The sequence below is a fragment of the Allomesorhizobium camelthorni genome (genome assembly GCF_011045125.1).
GTDB classification, from domain to species: Bacteria; Pseudomonadota; Alphaproteobacteria; order Rhizobiales; family Rhizobiaceae; genus Allomesorhizobium; species Allomesorhizobium camelthorni.
On sequence record NZ_JAAKZF010000040.1, the window covers coordinates 37807 to 53261 of the forward strand.

Here is a 15455-nt window from a genome sequence, read left to right on the forward strand (position 1 = left end):
GGGAACGCTATCGCAACTATCCTCGACAGCAATCGGATCATCGTCTACGACCGCGAGCTGTCATCGATATTGGGCCACACCGGTGCGATGGCGATTATCGGCCACGAACTCGGACATCACCACTGCAGGTACCTCGGAACCCCTATAAACTCCATGCAGGAACTGGAGGCCGACCAGCTTCGCAGCGTTGCGCAAGGAAGGGATTGGCCTCGAGGCGTTGTCGGTAACCGAGATTCTCGACCGCCGCCCTTCCATGTCGCGTCCCGGCAAAGCCGCTAGGATAGCCGCGATGATCGAAGGCTGGAACGATCCAGCATCCGCCAAACGATGCAGGTAGAACATCTTCCAGTGCATTGGTCATGCGGGTTGGCGTCTGACTACGACAGCAGTTCGAACACGATCTCATTGATCTCGCGGCCTTCGACGATGGAATCCAGGAGCTCCCGGATATGCCGACGCGAAGCCGCGAAATGGACATCGGGCCCGGGTGCATTTCGATCTGCCCTTGGTCGAGAAGTTCTCGCGCACTGCATGGGATCACTGAAAGAAGCGGATCGCCAACCCGATAAGGGAAAACGTTGTCGCCCGTAAAATACGGCCGCACGAATTCGGACTCGATCACGCCTTCGATCGCGGGCAAGTCCTTCCATGGTTTCTTTTCTTGAACGCTTCGCGACGATTTTAACGCAACAGTGCCCTGAACCCGTCCAAGTGGTGACACCTCTTGTTTCTCGACAACAAAAGCGACTCGCGGCGTGAATGTCGCCCCTTGCGTAAACGCCGGAGCATATGGCGATTTCGTGATCTGCCCGACCCGGCGGACTCTGCCGTCAGCCCGCACGAGAGAAGGGCGGGCTTCTTCCCAATGGCTGTTGGGCGTCCGCAAACGGCCGGACCAGATTTCCGCTTCTTCGGGCATCGGTCGGCTGACTTCCGACCTCGTTCCGAATGCCACACTCGCCGCCCTTGGGAAAAAGTGAGGCCGTATGCGCCGGAGATCCCATGGAGGGCCGAATGAAAGCGCAAGTCCTCCAGATCCGTCGCCATAATGACCGCGTCGGAAACCGTCGTAGTGATCCCGGTCGATTGCCGCATTCGGTAGCACGAGACCGAATTTGCCGTCTTTGCGTAGATAAAGTTCGCTGGCCCTGACGACAAAGAGACCTGACAAATCCTGATGGGTCGCGATTTCCGCACCAGCCCAAAGACCGCGGGCTTCGCTCATCTTACGATATGTCGCCTGCATGTTAGCTGGCATGTGTCGGTAAGCGAGCCACGGCGGATTCCCGATCAGCACATCCACGCGGTTGCCCGGGCGCGACATCCAGAGTGGCCTCGCAAGGTTCCGGACATAGTAGCCCCAGATATGGTCTCGTCCTTCGTCGTGAAGTCGGCACATCGTCTTGAAGGTGCCGTTGATAACCGCGCGGTGCTGCTCCGGAATAGCCAACCGGTTGAACACGGGGTTCAGCGAAGGGATTGGATCACCCGCTTTTCTGCCTGCTGCCTTATTGACCATTTCGTTCACTAGAAGGTCAAACCTGGCCGCGTCTTCCAACAGGGCATCGGGGAAGCGGAGTTCGGAATCGAACATCTCGCGTCTGTCGTCGGCACGAATGACAAGATTTCCTGCCGACCAAAGATCTACACCCTGTTCCTGAAACTGTAAGGAGTCGCCCAGGTAAACCGGAATCTGGATTACGCCGCGATTCTCGTCGGTGAGTCTGTCGCGCCCGATCGCCAGAAGATATGTGACGCGGGCAAGCGTGACGGCGACAGGATGCAAATCCATGCCGACCACGTGCTTCGTGATTCCGTCGATCATGTCCCGAGTGCCGGTACCAGCGGCTTCCGCGGCCGCCACATATTTTCGGATCGCGTGAAACAGGAATGTTCCCGACCCGCAGGCGGCGTCTAGTACTCGAGAGTTCAACGGGTCAATGACTGTTTCGCTACGATCACATGAGCCAGCCAGTCGGGGGTGTAGTATTCTCCTAACCGTTTCACCCACCTGGGCTTCAAGATTTACGATACGGACATCGTCATAGTCGAGTTCGAACGGCGCAGACAGAATGAACTGTCGTACGTCCGCCTGAATTTCCGATTCCGTCCGCTTGTCGTCCCGCCGCGGTGAGCACGATCTTTCCCTTCGGCCGAGGCCGGACGCCCTCGAGCATTAGATGGGCCTCGCGCGCATCCGCGAGGGGTAGGACTGCACCCACACGCGTTCTTAGCTTTCCACCGTCGATGAGGCCTGCGATCTCCGCCAGATGTTGGCTTGTGACCTTGACCAGAAAGAAGGCGGCTTCCACGCCATGGGTCTGCGTCAGATGCTGATCTGGACGGGACACTGCCGAAATCAGCTTGCCGCCTTGACGGAGAACCTGAAACGAACGCTCTTGTGTTTCGCACCGACCAGATCAATGACCGCGTCCGCGTCGCGAACCGCTTCCTCAAAAGCGCTGGGTCTGAAAGTCGATCACTGTGCTGGCGCCCAGCTCATGAACGAAGGACATATCCTCCATTGCTGCGGTCGCGAAGGTTCGCACGCCCGCGCGACGGGCCAGCTGAACCGCATAAGCTCCAACGTTTCCTGCCGCCCCGTGAATGAGCACTGTTTGGCCTGCTTTTAGTTGGGCTTGATCAAACAACCCCTGCCAGGCCGTCACGGCAATGACCGGAACAGAGGCCGCTTCAATGTGGGTTAGCGAGCTTGGCTTCCTCGAGACCATCGCTGCGGAAGCGATAGCATACTCAGCATAGGCTCCGATAAACCGGGGGTTCGTAACCCCATAAACCTGATCTCCTGCACGCAGGTCAGAAACCCCGGACCCCACGGCGACGATCTCACCAGACAGATCCGAGCCCAAGGTAAGGGGGAGCGGTTGTGACAAAACGCTCTTGCCGGCCCTGATCCAGCCGTCCTATGGACCGACCCCAGCGGCTTCAACTTTGATGAGGACCTCGCCAGGGCCAGGATTGGGCCGAAGGACTTGCTCGAACCTCATGACGTCTGGGGGCCCAAACTGATGCACGCGCCAGGTCACCATTGAAGGATGCGCCCGGTCCTCATTGGATTCATGAACGCTGCTGCTGAGGGCCATCTCATGCTCCTTATGCCAACGTCAGGCGATTTATCGAGAACCTTGCTTCTGGTCTGGTGTAGTCAGGATTGTCTTTGGAATCGAAGACGAAGACAGCCAATAAGCTCGCGAGTTCTCTGTCACTCGCATTTTTCACTGATCCTGTGATGCGAGCCGTGCCCGGGCGAAAGCCCTACTGCCGTTGCTGTGAATACTGGCCAACGAGCAGCTTCGGTTTACTCTCCTCATCGTTTAACCCTCACGTTGGAAATGTCTCCTCTCTGCGGCAAGGCGCTGCCGTCGCGCACTCAAATTGACGGCAACATTGGCTTTCGACTGAGGCAGGACAGCTGTAAAGCTGATCTCGATGAACTGTTGGGGAAAGCCAGCCGCGTCGTTCCTGCGATCGTGCTTGCGCAAGCAGGACGCTCGGTCCCGTACGCGAACTTGCGTAAGGCTCCCTCCACGGCGAAGGCTGTATCGACGATCAGAATGCAAAGTGTCACCTCGACCACATTGTCAAGCGTTGCGGCAACCGTTCTAGAAGCCAGGCCGCATTAGCGTAAGCCGTTCGCATCTGCAGTTCCATATTCGTGATCCACGGACAGGCGCCAGGACCTCGTCCGCAGCTCATCCTCGCAGTGACCCGGGTCGCGGAGGACCCGGCTGACCATGCGGCAGAGCAGACAGTCCGGGCCCCGCCTGGAGGCCACCGCGAAGCACAAGCTCTCGCCCGGCCTACCGCCCAGCAGGCGGTTGAGCAGCACGGAGACCGTGCCGAGCGGCGTCCTGTCCCACATGGCGACCTCCCGGGGGCTTGTGCCCAAGTCGAAGATCCTTCCCGCTGCATCGACCGGGGCGGGCCCGATAACCCTGGCCTCCTCATCGTGGCTGAGCTGCCTTCCGGGGCACGCCGAAATATTCGACCCTGATGATAGGTTGTGGTGCAGATGCATGATGCCCTCCTTCGGATCGATCCATGCGCTGAGCGGCGTAACAAGGCTGGTTTCACCCCGCCTACCAATCTCCAAGCCCGTGCTGCGCTGATCTTTTTCGATTAAGCAGACGGGCTCCTTGTGTCTCCAAACGCTTGTTGACGGCGAATCCTGGGTCATCAGTTGCTGTCTGCTCGCGGTGTTGCTCGATGAGATCTGCGACACTGGTGCTCAGTTGTCGCAGCACGAGACGCGGTTTTCCAATAGCCGGGATATATAAATTCTATAGCGACAGGTAATTGGCGAACAGCCACGAGGGAAGCTAATGAAAGCCTCGATCTTCATGGTCGCTGCACTCGCTCGCATCCCTCCATCGAATGAAGCGATCGACGCGTCGATGCTGCCGAACATCACTGCGCAGGCGGCCAGCCGCCGCCCAAACAAGCCCGAAGCAACCGAACCCGAACAGAGATTCACGTGATCCGCTTCTATTTTCATCCAACGCCGAACCACGCGAAAATCGCACTCTTTCTGGAAGAGGCCGGCCTGCCCTACGAAGCTATCCCGCTCGACACCAGTAAAGATGAGCAGCACACTTCCTCATTCCGAGCGATGAATCCGAACGGCAAGGTTCCCGCTGTCGTCGACACTGAAGGACCCCGCGCCCTCGACACACGAGTCTTCGATTCCACCGCGATCCTCATCTACCTCGCCGAGAAGACAGGAAAGTTTCTGGGCACGCCTGAAGATCGACCGGAGTTGCTCTCCTGGCTGCTCTTCATCGCCTCTGGCCTCGGCCCATTCTCCGGCCAGGCCGTGCATTTCCAATTCGCCGCACCCGAAGGCCTGGACTACGAAGTGAACCGGTACCCCCGCGCTCTTTCCGTCGAATTTCCCGCCAGCGGCCTAACAAGATCCCGGAGGAGGACGCGCTATGTGCGACCGCGGTGAATACATTCCGTCAAAGGTCTGGACCTGGGAGAAAGCCAGCGGCGGCACATTCGCCTCCATCAATCGTCCGATCGTCGGCGCGACCCACGACAAACAACTGCCCGTAGGCAAGCATCCACTGCTGCCACCCAACACCGAATGGCCTACCAAGGCGAATACTTTGTCGAACGGTACGGGCATGGTGCCGCCCAGGCGACGCCGCCGATCGCCAAAATGCTGGAGAAAGGCGTCCACGCCTCCGCTGGCACCGACGCCACACGCGTCGCCTCCTATAATCCTTGGGTCTCCCTTTCCTGGATGATCACCAGAAAAACTCTCGGCGGCATGCAGCTTTATCCGCGCCACAACTGCCTTGACCGCGAGACGGCGCTGCGCATGTGGACCGAGAACGTGACCTGGTTCTCAAACGAAGAAGGCAAGAAGGGCCGGATCGAGAAAGGCCAATTCGCCGACCTGATCGTCCCGGACAAGGACTTCTTTACCTGCGCCGAGGACGAGATCTCTTTCCTGACGTCCGACCTCACCATGGTCGGCGGCAAGATCGTCTACGGGGCGGGCCCGTTCTCCGATTTCGACGAAAATGACGTTCCGCCGGCCATGCCGGACTGGTCGCCGGTGCGAACTTTTGGCGGCTATGCTGCCTGGGGCGATCCGGAGGGAGCGGGCAAGCAATCCCTCCGCCGAACCGCGGTCGCAGCATGCGGCTGCGCCAACGACTGCAGCGTCCATGGCCACGATCACGCCTCAGCATGGACGTCCCAGCTGCCGATCTCAGACCTCAAGGGTTTCTTCGGTGCGCTCGGCTGTGCCTGCTGGGCGGTGTAGGGGGAGAACGGGACAATGATCATCATCTCGAAGGAAGCACGTGCAGCGACCTATGCACGGCCCATTTTTACATCTCCGCCGTTGCGCTTATTCGCGTTGGTGGCGCTCTGTTCGGTGTACATCCAGAGGCCGTTCATGAAAATATACGACTTCGACGGCGCGATCGCGGAGATGAACCATTTCGGCCTGAACCCGGCTCCGCTGTTCGCGGCCGGGATCATCGTTTTCGAACTGTTGATGTCGGCTCTGATCCTTCTCGGCATCTTCCGCTGGGCGGACGCGCTCTGCCTGGCGGGCTTCACTCTGATGGCGACGTTCCTAGCGTTCCACTTCTGGGAGCTGCCGCCCGGCATGGAGCGCATGATGGCGACCAACGGATTTTTCGAGCATCTCGGCCTCGCGGGCGCGTTCGTGCTCGTCGCCTGGCATGATCTGCGCGAGCGCGCAGTTTCCGGAAAGGTGGGTGCGCTATGACGGTCGCGACGGCGCCGACAAGTGGCTTCGCGCCGCTTCGCCAGAAGGTCTTCGCCGTCCTCTGGGTCGCGGCGGTCGTCGGCAACACCGGAAGTTTCATCCGCGATGTCGCCAGTTCGTGGCTGGTGACCGAGCTGTCGGCGGGGCCGGCAGCCGTCGCGATGGTGCAGGCCGCCGCGACGCTCCCGATCTTCCTCCTGGCAATTCCGGCTGGCGTGCTCTCGGACATTCTCGACCGCCGCAAGTTCCTGATCTTCATCCAGTTCCTCCTCGCAGCCGTTAGCATCGGCCTCATGCTTTTTTCTGCGACTGGACTTCAATCGGTCAGTTCGTTGATCGCGCTCACCTTTGTCGGCGGCATCGGCGCAGCGCTGATGGCTCCCACATGGCAGGCGATCGTTCCCGAGCTTGTGTCGAAACAGGACCTCAAGAGCGCTGTCGCCCTGAACTCGCTCGGCATCAACATTTCCCGTTCGATCGGTCCGGCGGTCGGTGGTCTGCTGCTTGCCTGGTTCGGCGCGGCAGTTACCTACGGCGTCGACGTCATCAGTTATGTATTCGTCATCGCGGCACTGTTTTGGTGGAAGCGCGCCGCCGCCGCTGACGATGCACTTTCCGAGCACTTCTTTGGAGCCTTCCGCGCCGGGCTCCGCTATGCAAGGGCCAGCCGCGAGCTGCACGTCGTGCTATTGCGCGCAGCCGTCTTCTTCGCATTCTCCAGCGCCGTCTGGGCGCTTCTACCCCTCATCGCCCGCGATCTTCTCGGCGGGAACGCAGGCTTTTACGGCATCCTCCTTGGCGCGGTCGGCGTTGGAGCCATCGGCGGCGCTCTGATCATGCCGAGGCTGCGCGCGCGTTTCGATGCCGACGTGCTCCTGCTCGGTGCGGCAGCCGTCACGGCATTCGTCATGGGCGCACTGTCGTTCGCGCCGCCGCAGTGGGCGGCCATCATTGCGCTTCTTACCCTTGGCGCGGCCTGGATCACGGCGCTCACCACCTTGAATGGCGCTGCCCAGGCAATCCTGCCCAACTGGGTGCGGGGCCGCTCGCTGGCCGTCTATCTAACCGTCTTCAACGGTGCGATGACGGCGGGAAGTCTCGCCTGGGGCGCTGTCGCCCAGGCGCTGGGCATCCCGCTTGCTCTCATCATCAGTGCCATTGGCCTTGCCGCAGCCGGACTTCTCTTCCATTTCATCAAGCTGCCGAAGGGCGAGGCCGATCTTGTACCTTCGAACCATTGGCCCGAACCGTTGATCGCCGCACCCGTCGACAACGACCGCGGTCCCGTCCTCATCCTCATCGAGTACAGGGTCGAGAAGACCGAGCGTCCGGACTTCCTGAAGGCGCTGACGAAACTTTCGAGCGAACGTCGCCGTGACGGAGCCTATGAATGGGGCGTGACGGAGGATGCCGCCGATCCGGAACGGATCCTGGAGTGGTTCATGGTGGAATCCTGGGCCGAGCATCTTCGCCAGCACCGGCGTGTTTCGAAGGCCGATGCCGACGTGCAAGAGAAGGTCCGTCGCTTCCATAAAGGGCCCGAAAGCCCGGTCGTTCGGCACTTCCTCGCGATCAACCGTCCCGCACGAGATATCCGATGAACACCGAAGGATAGACCATGCCGCAATCACCCGAGTCCGAACTCCAACTCACGCGCCGCGACACGCTTCTTGCCGGAGCAGCGCTCACCGCCTCCCTCACTCTGCCGGCATGGGCGAGTGCGGCTCCATCCACCGCTTCCACGAAAGGAGAAAACCCGATGGGTACCATCATCACCCAAAGACGGAACCAAGATCGCCTACAAGGACTGGGGCGAAGGCAAGCCAATACTGTTCAGCCACGGCTGGCCGCTTGCGGGCGATGCCTGGGAGGCGCAGATGCTGTTCTTCGGCCAGAACGGATATCGCGTCATCGCCCACGACCGCCGCAGCCATGGCAGTTCCGACCAGACCTGGGACGGCAACAACATGGACCAGTATGCCGACGACCTAGCCGAATTGATCGAGACGCTCGATCTAAAGGACCTGATCATGATCGGCCATTCGACGGGCGGGGCGAAGTTGCGCATTACATCGGCCGTCACGGTTCCAAGCGTGTCGCCAAGGTCGTGCTGGTCGGTGCCGTGCCGCCGCTGATGCTGAAGACGGAAGCCAATCCGGAAGGTACGCCGCTCGAGGTGTTTGACGGCATCCGCAAGGGCACAGCAACCAACCGTTAGCAATTCTTCAAGGACCTGACCATACCGTTCTATGGCTTCAACCGCGATGGTGCGAAAGTCAACGACGACCTCCGCGAAAGCTTCTGGCTGATGGGCATGCAGGGCGGCATCAAGGGCGAGTACGACTGCATCTACGAATTCTCGGAAGTCGACTACACGGCCGACCTGAAGAAGATCGACGGGCCGACACTCATTATCCACGGCGACGACGACCAGATTGTCCCGATCGCCGCCTCTGCCGAAAAAGCGGCCAAGGTCGTCAGGGGCGCCGAACTGAAAGTCTACACGGGCGGCTGCCACGGACTTGCCCAAGTGGACCCCGACACCTTCAACGCCGACATTCTGGCGTTCATCAAGGCCTAGGGATGGAAGTGAGAGCTTGGTAGCCGAAACAGCGGCAAAGCAAGTCACGGAGGAAGTTGTGCGTTAGGTTCTCGCGAGCCGGTCACGTCCAATTCACGAGAAGGATATGAGGCATGTCGAGTTTGGTGGACACCACCGTAAACCCGGAGAATCTCAGTCCGGAAAATTCGCATCTTCCCCGGACTTGCACCCGGCTCCGACACTGCGTCGCGCTGTGGGCTTCGCGAGCCGCTCTGCTTGCAATCGCTTTGGCCTCTGTTCCGGAAGCCGGCGCCCAATCTTCGGGCGAGACCGCACCGACCGGTAAACAGAGCGGCGCCCCTGAAAACTCCGCTTCCCCTCCGAGTCTCACCAATCTCCGCTACACGGAAGACTACTCATACCTGCGGGATCCGTCCAAACGGACCGGAGCTTGGTGGGAGCCGCTCAAATATATTCCGCTCGATTCTTCCGGGACCAGCTATCTGACACTTGGTGCGGAACTCCGGTTTAGGGAAGAGGCCTACTGGAACTTCAACTGGGGTGAAGTCCCGGTCGATAATTATCAGTGGTACCGCATGATGCCCTATGCCGACCTGCATCTCGGGCCCAACGTGCGCCTGTTCGGCCAGATGATCGGAGCTTGGGCCACCGGCAAGGAAACCAACGTCACGGGCGTCGACGAGACCGGATTCGAACTCCTGCAGGGTTTCGCCGATCTCAAGCTGCCTCTGAGCGATAGCGCTGACCTGACCCTTCGCGGGGGACGTCAGTTGCTGTCATACGGCTCGGAACGTCTAATCAGCTTGCGGTATGGACCCAACGTGCTTCGCTCGTTCGACGCAGGGTTGGCGTCCATCGAAGCGGGCCACTGGCGTGTCGATGCATTCTATGCTCGCCCAGTCCAGAACGAGATCGACAGCTTCAACGACCGCTTCGACGGCAACCGGTCGGTGTGGTCGGCCTACGCGGCCCGCGAACTGGATGAGATCAGCCCGAGCTCAGGGCTGGATCTCTACTACATCGGCAATCGCAATGCCGATGCGGAGTTCAACCAAGGCAGCGGAGACGAGATCCGACACACGCTCGGTAGCCGGTTCTTCGGCGAGGGGCAGGGCTGGGACTGGAACTTCGAGGGGATGTTCCAGTTCGGCAGTTTCAACCGTGGCAACATCCGCGCCTGGTCCATTGCCTCCGACACAGGTTACACTTTCACGAACCTGATCTTCAGCCCGCGTGTCGGGCTGAGGGCAAACATCATAAGTGGCGATCGCAATCCGTACAATCCTGATCTGCAGACTTTCAACCCACTGTTCCCGAGAGGGAAATACTTTGGCGAGATTGGCCTGATCGGTCCGAGCAATCTGATCGATGTGCATCCGAACTTGATGTTTCATCTGAACGATCAGTGGACGCTGTCAGGAGCTGCGGTCTTCTATTGGCGGGAAAGCCTGGACGATGGCATCTACGACGCTGGTGGCGGCCTCGTCCGGCCTTCTGGCGGGAGCAGATCGCGGTACATTGGAACTCAAGCAGATGTGGTTCTCGGGTGGGAGCCCGTCCGCTCGTTCAGCGCCGAACTGTCCTATTCGGTATTCGTGCCCGGACAATTCATCAAGGACACAGGCCCATCCAAGACAGCTCACTTCGTAGGATTCGAGACGGTCGTGAAGTTCTGAGCAAGTTCCGGATCAGCGTCCATCGGTCAGCCCCCATGAGGTGATCCGCAGTGCGCCCCTGGTGTCGCTTGGCAGTTAATCGCAAGAATGCGGTCGTTTCGGTTAAGTTTGGCAGTTAATTGCGAGAATGGGGTAACGCCGAGGTCGCACGGGAGGGTGTTGTCACGTAAACCGTGCGTCAGCATTTTGCGGCATAGGGACGGCGGCATGATAATGCCTGCCATCAGCTACAAGCGCCATCGTTTCTCGCCGCAGATCATCGCCCATGCGGTCTGGCTGTATTACCGATTTCCGCTGAGCCTGCGCCTCGTCGAAGAGATGCTTCTGGAACGCGGCATTGTCGTTTCCTATGAGACAATCCGCCGGTGGGGACTGAAATTCGGCCCGGACTATTCCCGCCGGCTCGGAAGAAAGCGTCCAGGCCCGAATGATATCTGGCATCTGGACGAAGTCGTCATCAGCATCGCCGGTGACATTGGCTTTGGCCGGGCCGTCGATCAGGACGGCTATGTCCTCGACGAGATCGTCCAGAACCGCCGCAACATCAAGGCGGCCAAGCGATTGCTGACGCGCCTATTGAAGAAACAGGGCGTCGCACCGAAGCGCATGATCACTGACAAGCTGCGCTCGTATGGAGCGGCCAAGCGTCAGGTGATGCCGGACGTCGAGCATCGGTCACACAAAGGATTGAACAACCGCGCGGAGAATTCCCATGTGCCGCTGCGAAAACGAGAGCGGGTGATGCAGGGCTTCCGATCGCCAGGAAGCCTGCAGCGTTTCGTCTCGATCTTCTCGGCTCTGCGCAACCTCTTCGTTCCACCTCGCTCAAAACGCTCCGCTCTCGCCACACATATTCACCGCCTGCAAGCCATGGCGGAATGGGAAGCTGCGGTTGGGAAACTCGCGTGAATTGAGCACCGCTGGGATCGTCGCAATCATTTTCAGAGAACGTGACAACACCGCCGATTATGCTCACGCCTCCGCAGTTCAATCTCCAGACGATCCGCCGGTGACAACGAATAGCGCCGGATCAGGCTATCCTCGTCGGCTGGTATGTCGAAAACCTTCCGTCGGTCCTGAACTTTGAAAAGCTTCCGTTTTGCCATCGCCCGACCCATCCACAACCAATCTGCCGGGAGCGTTGTCGAGTCGGACGGACGAAGAAATCAAAACTGGTGCCTGGCAGTGCCAATCCACAGAGATCAGAGGCTGCACATCCGAGCTCCGGCACGGTTCATGTTCCGTTCGCCCTTAGCGTACGAGGCCTTTATCAACCAAAGACAGCAATAGGCTTGCGATCATGGCCTTTCCATGCGATTCTTGGAGCGTGATCTGGCGGAGATGAGAATGCCTGAAACGATGCTCGCAGCGCTTTCCAACATTCGGACCGTTGAAGAAATGATCGTGGCCTTCCGGGATGAAGAGCATTGCCGGCGATTGCTGGAAACCATGGTGTGGCCAGAAGGCAGAATCTGTCCGGCCTGCGGATATAAACGCTCGATCGCGCTTGCCGGCCGCGATACAGGCAAGCGGCGTGCGCGACCGGGCCTTTATCAATGTTCCAATGGCGCTTGCCGGTTCCAGTTCACGGTGACGACCCATACCCCGCTGCACTCGACCAAGTTGCCCTTGCGTGTTTGGCTGAAAGCCATGTGGCTGATGCTCCAGTCGGACAAGGGCTTGTCCTCGGTACGGCTCGCCGAGATCCTTGGCGTGAGCCAACCAACGGCCTGGCGGATGGGTCACGCACTGCGGCTGATGGTGGCGCGGGAAGACATGCTCGACGGCACGGTTGAGATCGACCATTTCCATCTCGGGGGAAGTCCCCGAAAGCGGCCGGATGACCCACCTCCGGGACGGGGCCGGAAAGGTCAGGCGAATACGGAGAAGGCGCCGGTCATGGCGATGGTGCAGCGGCCGACCGACGTCACGCCCGGCGCTCCGGCCGGTGACGCACGGGCCGCGGTCGTGACCGGTCTTTCATTGCGTGCTGCCGAACGTGCGATTGAAACACAGATCGAAACCCACGCGCATTTGATGAGTGATGAGGTGAAGGCATTCATGGCCATCGGCGAGAGTTTTGCCAAGCATGAGACCGTGAAGCATTCCAGCCACGAATATGTTCGCGACACGGTCCACGTCAATTCGGTGGAGGGTTTCAATTCCCGCGTCCGGCGGACGATCGCCGGCGTCTTTCACCATATCAGCCCGCAACATGCCGACCTGTATTTCCATGAAATCGGCTTCCGCTGGTCTCAGCGCGTCGTGTCTGGAAGCGCCGTTCGGAAAACTCGGCACGGCCGGGAAATCATGCGAACTCTCTGGTCACGGGTGCCGCCAGCGCTGCAACTGCCGACTGTCTTTCGCGCCGCCACGGGACGTCAGATGCGCCGAAGCCCCGATGGCGGCATCACCATCAAATCGGCCGTAGCTGTCTTTGGTTGATAAAGGCCGCGTACGATTTCGCACTGCTCTTGTTCCCACCCCGGGTTGGTGGCGGTTGCTCGGAAAGCCAGGATTTGATCATCAGCCGATGATCATTTCTCCCGCGCCGTATCTTGAGCGCGACCAAGCGTCGAATGCGGAGGCCAACAGCTCGCTGCCACTCGGAACAAGCCGTGCGGTCGCCGGAGGGCAACACGATCGTCGGCATTATAGCGGATCAACCTAGCCCGTAGCCATCCCCAATGTTCCTGGATGGTCGTGCGATAAATCGCTACGCCAATCTTGGATGGCAATCCGACCGATGCCCGCTTCCTTCCGCTGCCCGAGTGCCACACCGCCGCCATGGCGCACCGCCGTGTCAGACAGCCAGCGATGATGGCCTGCCTCGATCATCTGAGCTGCCCCTCGGGCGTGCGCGCCCTCCATAAGAAGCGTGGCCCTCGATTGACAGCATGGTCAAGAGCCACTCGGTTTACCGCCAGCCTCGAATTCTCCAAGACTACAGTGTCACGGAAGCAGAGTCCATCATGGCCAAATTCGCCACCTATCGTCACAGCTTCCCAGCACGGCGCGGCTCCGGAGCAGCTACAACGTACTTGGTTCGCTATCCACATGAGCATCCCGGCTAAACGATTCGCCCACTATCAAACGTAGTCGCTGATCGTGCCGCCTTTTTGATGATCGATTTGGGGCCCTCGGCGGTCTTTACTCGCTCGCATACCGCAAGCGAAAAGGAACCTTGCAATGTACATCTCAGCCCCAAATTCCGAAGGTGCGACACCATGTTGACGAACGCGCTTCTGGCGCACACTGGCGTGATAGCGCCGTTCGACAGCAGTACTCCGCGATTGTTCCATGACCACCAACTGCCGGCGGGGGATCGGAGCTCTCTTTTCAGCAGCAGACAATCCGAATTCGCCGATCCCGTTGCGCCCGCGATTGAAACCCCGCCAAGAACCTCCATTCACCGCAAACATGACCGCACCCCTCGGCCGGACACGTCCTCGGACGAACTCTTCGATACCGTGCAGCGACAGACGCTTCAATATTTCTGGGATTTTGGCCATCCAACGAGCGGCCTTGCGCGAGAGCGGAGCGACGCGACACTGCATGTCGTCACGACCGGCGGTTCCGGCTTCGGCATTATGGCAATCCTTGCTGGGGTTGAGCGCAGATGGATCGGCAGACAGGTCGCTCTCGATCGCCTGATTACCATGGTGTACTTTCTCGGCGAGGCCGAACGCCACCACGGTGCCTTTCCTCACTGGATGGATGGCGACAGCGGCCGAACAATTCCCTTCAGCCAGTTCGACGACGGCGGCGACATCGTCGAGACGGCCTATCTGATGGTGGGACTACTTTCGGCGCGGCAATATTTCCGAGGCCCGGAAGCCAAGGAGCGCGTCTTGCGCAGGCTCATCGACACGCTGTGGCACGACGTCGAATGGGACTGGTTCACGCACGGCTCCGACTCGCTCCTTTGGCACTGGAGCCCGGTGCACGGATGGGCGATGGATCACGCGATCAACGGCTGGAACGAATGCCTGATCGCATTCGTTCTCGCCGCGTCCGCCCCACGGCATGCAATCGAGCCGAGTGTCTATCACCGCGGCTGGGCCGCGGGCCAAGCCTTCGCCAACGGCCGAAGCTTCGATGGCATTCCGCTCCCCCTCGGGCCTGATCATGGAGGTCCCCTCTTCTTCGCGCACTATTCCTTTCTGGGGCTCGACCCACGATGGCTTCGGGACCGCTACGCCGACTATTGGCAGCAGAACGTCGCCTGCACGCGCATCAATCAGGCGCACTGCATCCGCAATCCCCAGAAATTCGACGGCTATAGCGCCGAGTGCTGGGGTCTGACCGCGAGCGACAGTATTGACGGCTATGTCGCGCACGCTCCCGACCGCGACCTCGGCGTGATCACTCCATCCGCTGCGCTCGGCTCCTTCCCCTATGCCCCGGCGGAATGCGAGCTGGCGCTTCGCCACTTCGCTTCGCGCGGCGACCGGCTGTGGGGCGAGTATGGCTTCAGGGATGCATTCAGCCCTGCGTTGGGTTGGTACGCGGACTCCTATTTGGCGATCGATCAGGGGCCGATCATGGTCATGATCGAGAATTACCGGAGCGGGCTTCTGTGGCGCCTCTTCATGAGCTGTCCGGAGATCCAGATCAGGCTCACGAGGCTCGGCTTTTCCCAGCGCGCCAAAGCCGCCGCGGCCATGTCATGAGGACCACGTATTCTTTACTAAAAGTGTCGCTTGGCAGTTAATCGGGAGAATGCGGTCGTTTCGGTTTGGTTTGGCAGTTAATTGTGAGAATGGGGTAGCTCAGATTCTCAATTTAACTGCACTCGCATCAGTGTGAAGGTCATGAATCTTTTGAATTTCATGCGCCGTCTTGGGTAAATTCGATGCCGTTACGTTGCCGACACTGCTTCTCACATTGAATGCCAATGGCTCGGTTTGATTATCATATTAAGTGCACATTCTCAATTAAGTGCAGT

General features: G+C 59.6%; 9 protein-coding genes and 5 pseudogenes. 11 read left to right on the forward strand and 3 right to left on the reverse strand.

All coding sequences use genetic code 11. The features are described 5' to 3' along the window. Positions 1–142: 142 nt before the first annotated feature. Positions 143–1825 (reverse strand): hypothetical protein, encoded by a 1683-nt coding sequence (locus tag G6N73_RS22755; RefSeq protein WP_165031786.1) that lies wholly within the window; start codon positions 1823–1825, stop codon positions 143–145. A gap of 304 nt (positions 1826–2129) precedes the next feature. Beyond that, positions 2130–3050: pseudogene (locus G6N73_RS22760) on the reverse strand (NADP-dependent oxidoreductase); the annotation flags it as partial. A 1293-nt stretch (positions 3051–4343) separates the two neighbouring features. Here G6N73_RS22760 and G6N73_RS22765 point away from each other — a divergent pair. From G6N73_RS22765 to G6N73_RS22810, 10 genes and pseudogenes are all read left to right on the forward strand, one after another. Continuing rightward, positions 4344–4499, forward strand: coding sequence for a hypothetical protein (locus G6N73_RS22765; protein ID WP_165031788.1), 156 nt, complete (start codon positions 4344–4346; stop codon positions 4497–4499). Continuing rightward, a pseudogene (locus tag G6N73_RS22770) lies at positions 4496–4888 on the forward strand (glutathione S-transferase family protein); the annotation flags it as partial. The gene G6N73_RS22765 and the pseudogene G6N73_RS22770, both read left to right, overlap by 4 nt. 64 nt (positions 4889–4952) lie before the next feature. Then, positions 4953–5090: pseudogene (locus tag G6N73_RS37110) on the forward strand (glutathione-dependent disulfide-bond oxidoreductase); the annotation flags it as partial. 2 nt (positions 5091–5092) lie between these two features. After that, a pseudogene (locus tag G6N73_RS22780) lies at positions 5093–5794 on the forward strand (amidohydrolase family protein); the annotation flags it as partial. Positions 5795–5809: 15 nt separating this feature from the next. Beyond that, the gene (locus G6N73_RS22785; RefSeq protein ID WP_165031790.1) at positions 5810–6268 is read left to right on the forward strand and encodes a DoxX family protein; all 459 of its coding nucleotides are present in this window, start codon (positions 5810–5812) and stop codon (positions 6266–6268) included. Next, the gene (locus G6N73_RS22790) at positions 6265–7869 is read left to right on the forward strand and encodes an MFS transporter (RefSeq protein WP_165031792.1); all 1605 of its coding nucleotides are present in this window, start codon (positions 6265–6267) and stop codon (positions 7867–7869) included. The genes G6N73_RS22785 and G6N73_RS22790 overlap by 4 nt, the downstream gene beginning before the upstream one ends. 158 nt (positions 7870–8027) lie before the next feature. Then, positions 8028–8849: pseudogene (locus tag G6N73_RS22795) on the forward strand (alpha/beta fold hydrolase). Positions 8850–8974: 125 nt separating this feature from the next. Further along, on the forward strand, positions 8975–10507 hold the full coding sequence (locus tag G6N73_RS22800) for an alginate export family protein (RefSeq protein WP_343044710.1): 1533 nt from the start codon (positions 8975–8977) through the stop codon (positions 10505–10507). A gap of 213 nt (positions 10508–10720) precedes the next feature. Then, positions 10721–11416 (forward strand): IS6 family transposase, encoded by a 696-nt coding sequence (locus tag G6N73_RS22805; protein WP_425484128.1) that lies wholly within the window; start codon positions 10721–10723, stop codon positions 11414–11416. Between the two features lie 438 nt (positions 11417–11854). Beyond that, on the forward strand, positions 11855–12952 hold the full coding sequence (locus G6N73_RS22810) for an IS1595 family transposase (protein WP_165031798.1): 1098 nt from the start codon (positions 11855–11857) through the stop codon (positions 12950–12952). A 644-nt stretch (positions 12953–13596) separates the two neighbouring features. On the opposite strand, the gene G6N73_RS37115 is transcribed toward G6N73_RS22810, so the two are convergent. Then, entirely contained in the window at positions 13597–14202 is a 606-nt protein-coding gene (locus G6N73_RS37115; RefSeq protein WP_246252448.1) for a hypothetical protein, read from the reverse strand. Here G6N73_RS37115 and G6N73_RS22815 point away from each other — a divergent pair. Next, positions 14167–15180, forward strand: coding sequence for a glucoamylase family protein (locus G6N73_RS22815; RefSeq protein ID WP_246252450.1), 1014 nt, complete (start codon positions 14167–14169; stop codon positions 15178–15180). The genes G6N73_RS37115 and G6N73_RS22815 overlap by 36 nt on opposite strands. Positions 15181–15455 lie beyond the last annotated feature (275 nt).

Bases quoted from the DNA above. Each gene is read 5' to 3' on its own strand.
- G6N73_RS22755 (WP_165031786.1), bottom strand. From the start codon at position 1,825: ATGATCGACGGAATCACGAAGCACGTGGTCGGCATGGATTTGCATCCT.
- G6N73_RS22765 (WP_165031788.1), top strand. From the start codon at position 4,344: ATGAAAGCCTCGATCTTCATGGTCGCTGCACTCGCTCGCATCCCTCCA.
- G6N73_RS22785 (WP_165031790.1), top strand. From the start codon at position 5,810: ATGATCATCATCTCGAAGGAAGCACGTGCAGCGACCTATGCACGGCCC.
- G6N73_RS22790 (WP_165031792.1), top strand. From the start codon at position 6,265: ATGACGGTCGCGACGGCGCCGACAAGTGGCTTCGCGCCGCTTCGCCAG.
- G6N73_RS22805 (WP_425484128.1), top strand. From the start codon at position 10,721: ATGCCTGCCATCAGCTACAAGCGCCATCGTTTCTCGCCGCAGATCATC.
- G6N73_RS22810 (WP_165031798.1), top strand. From the start codon at position 11,855: ATGCCTGAAACGATGCTCGCAGCGCTTTCCAACATTCGGACCGTTGAA.
- G6N73_RS22815 (WP_246252450.1), top strand. From the start codon at position 14,167: ATGGTGTACTTTCTCGGCGAGGCCGAACGCCACCACGGTGCCTTTCCT.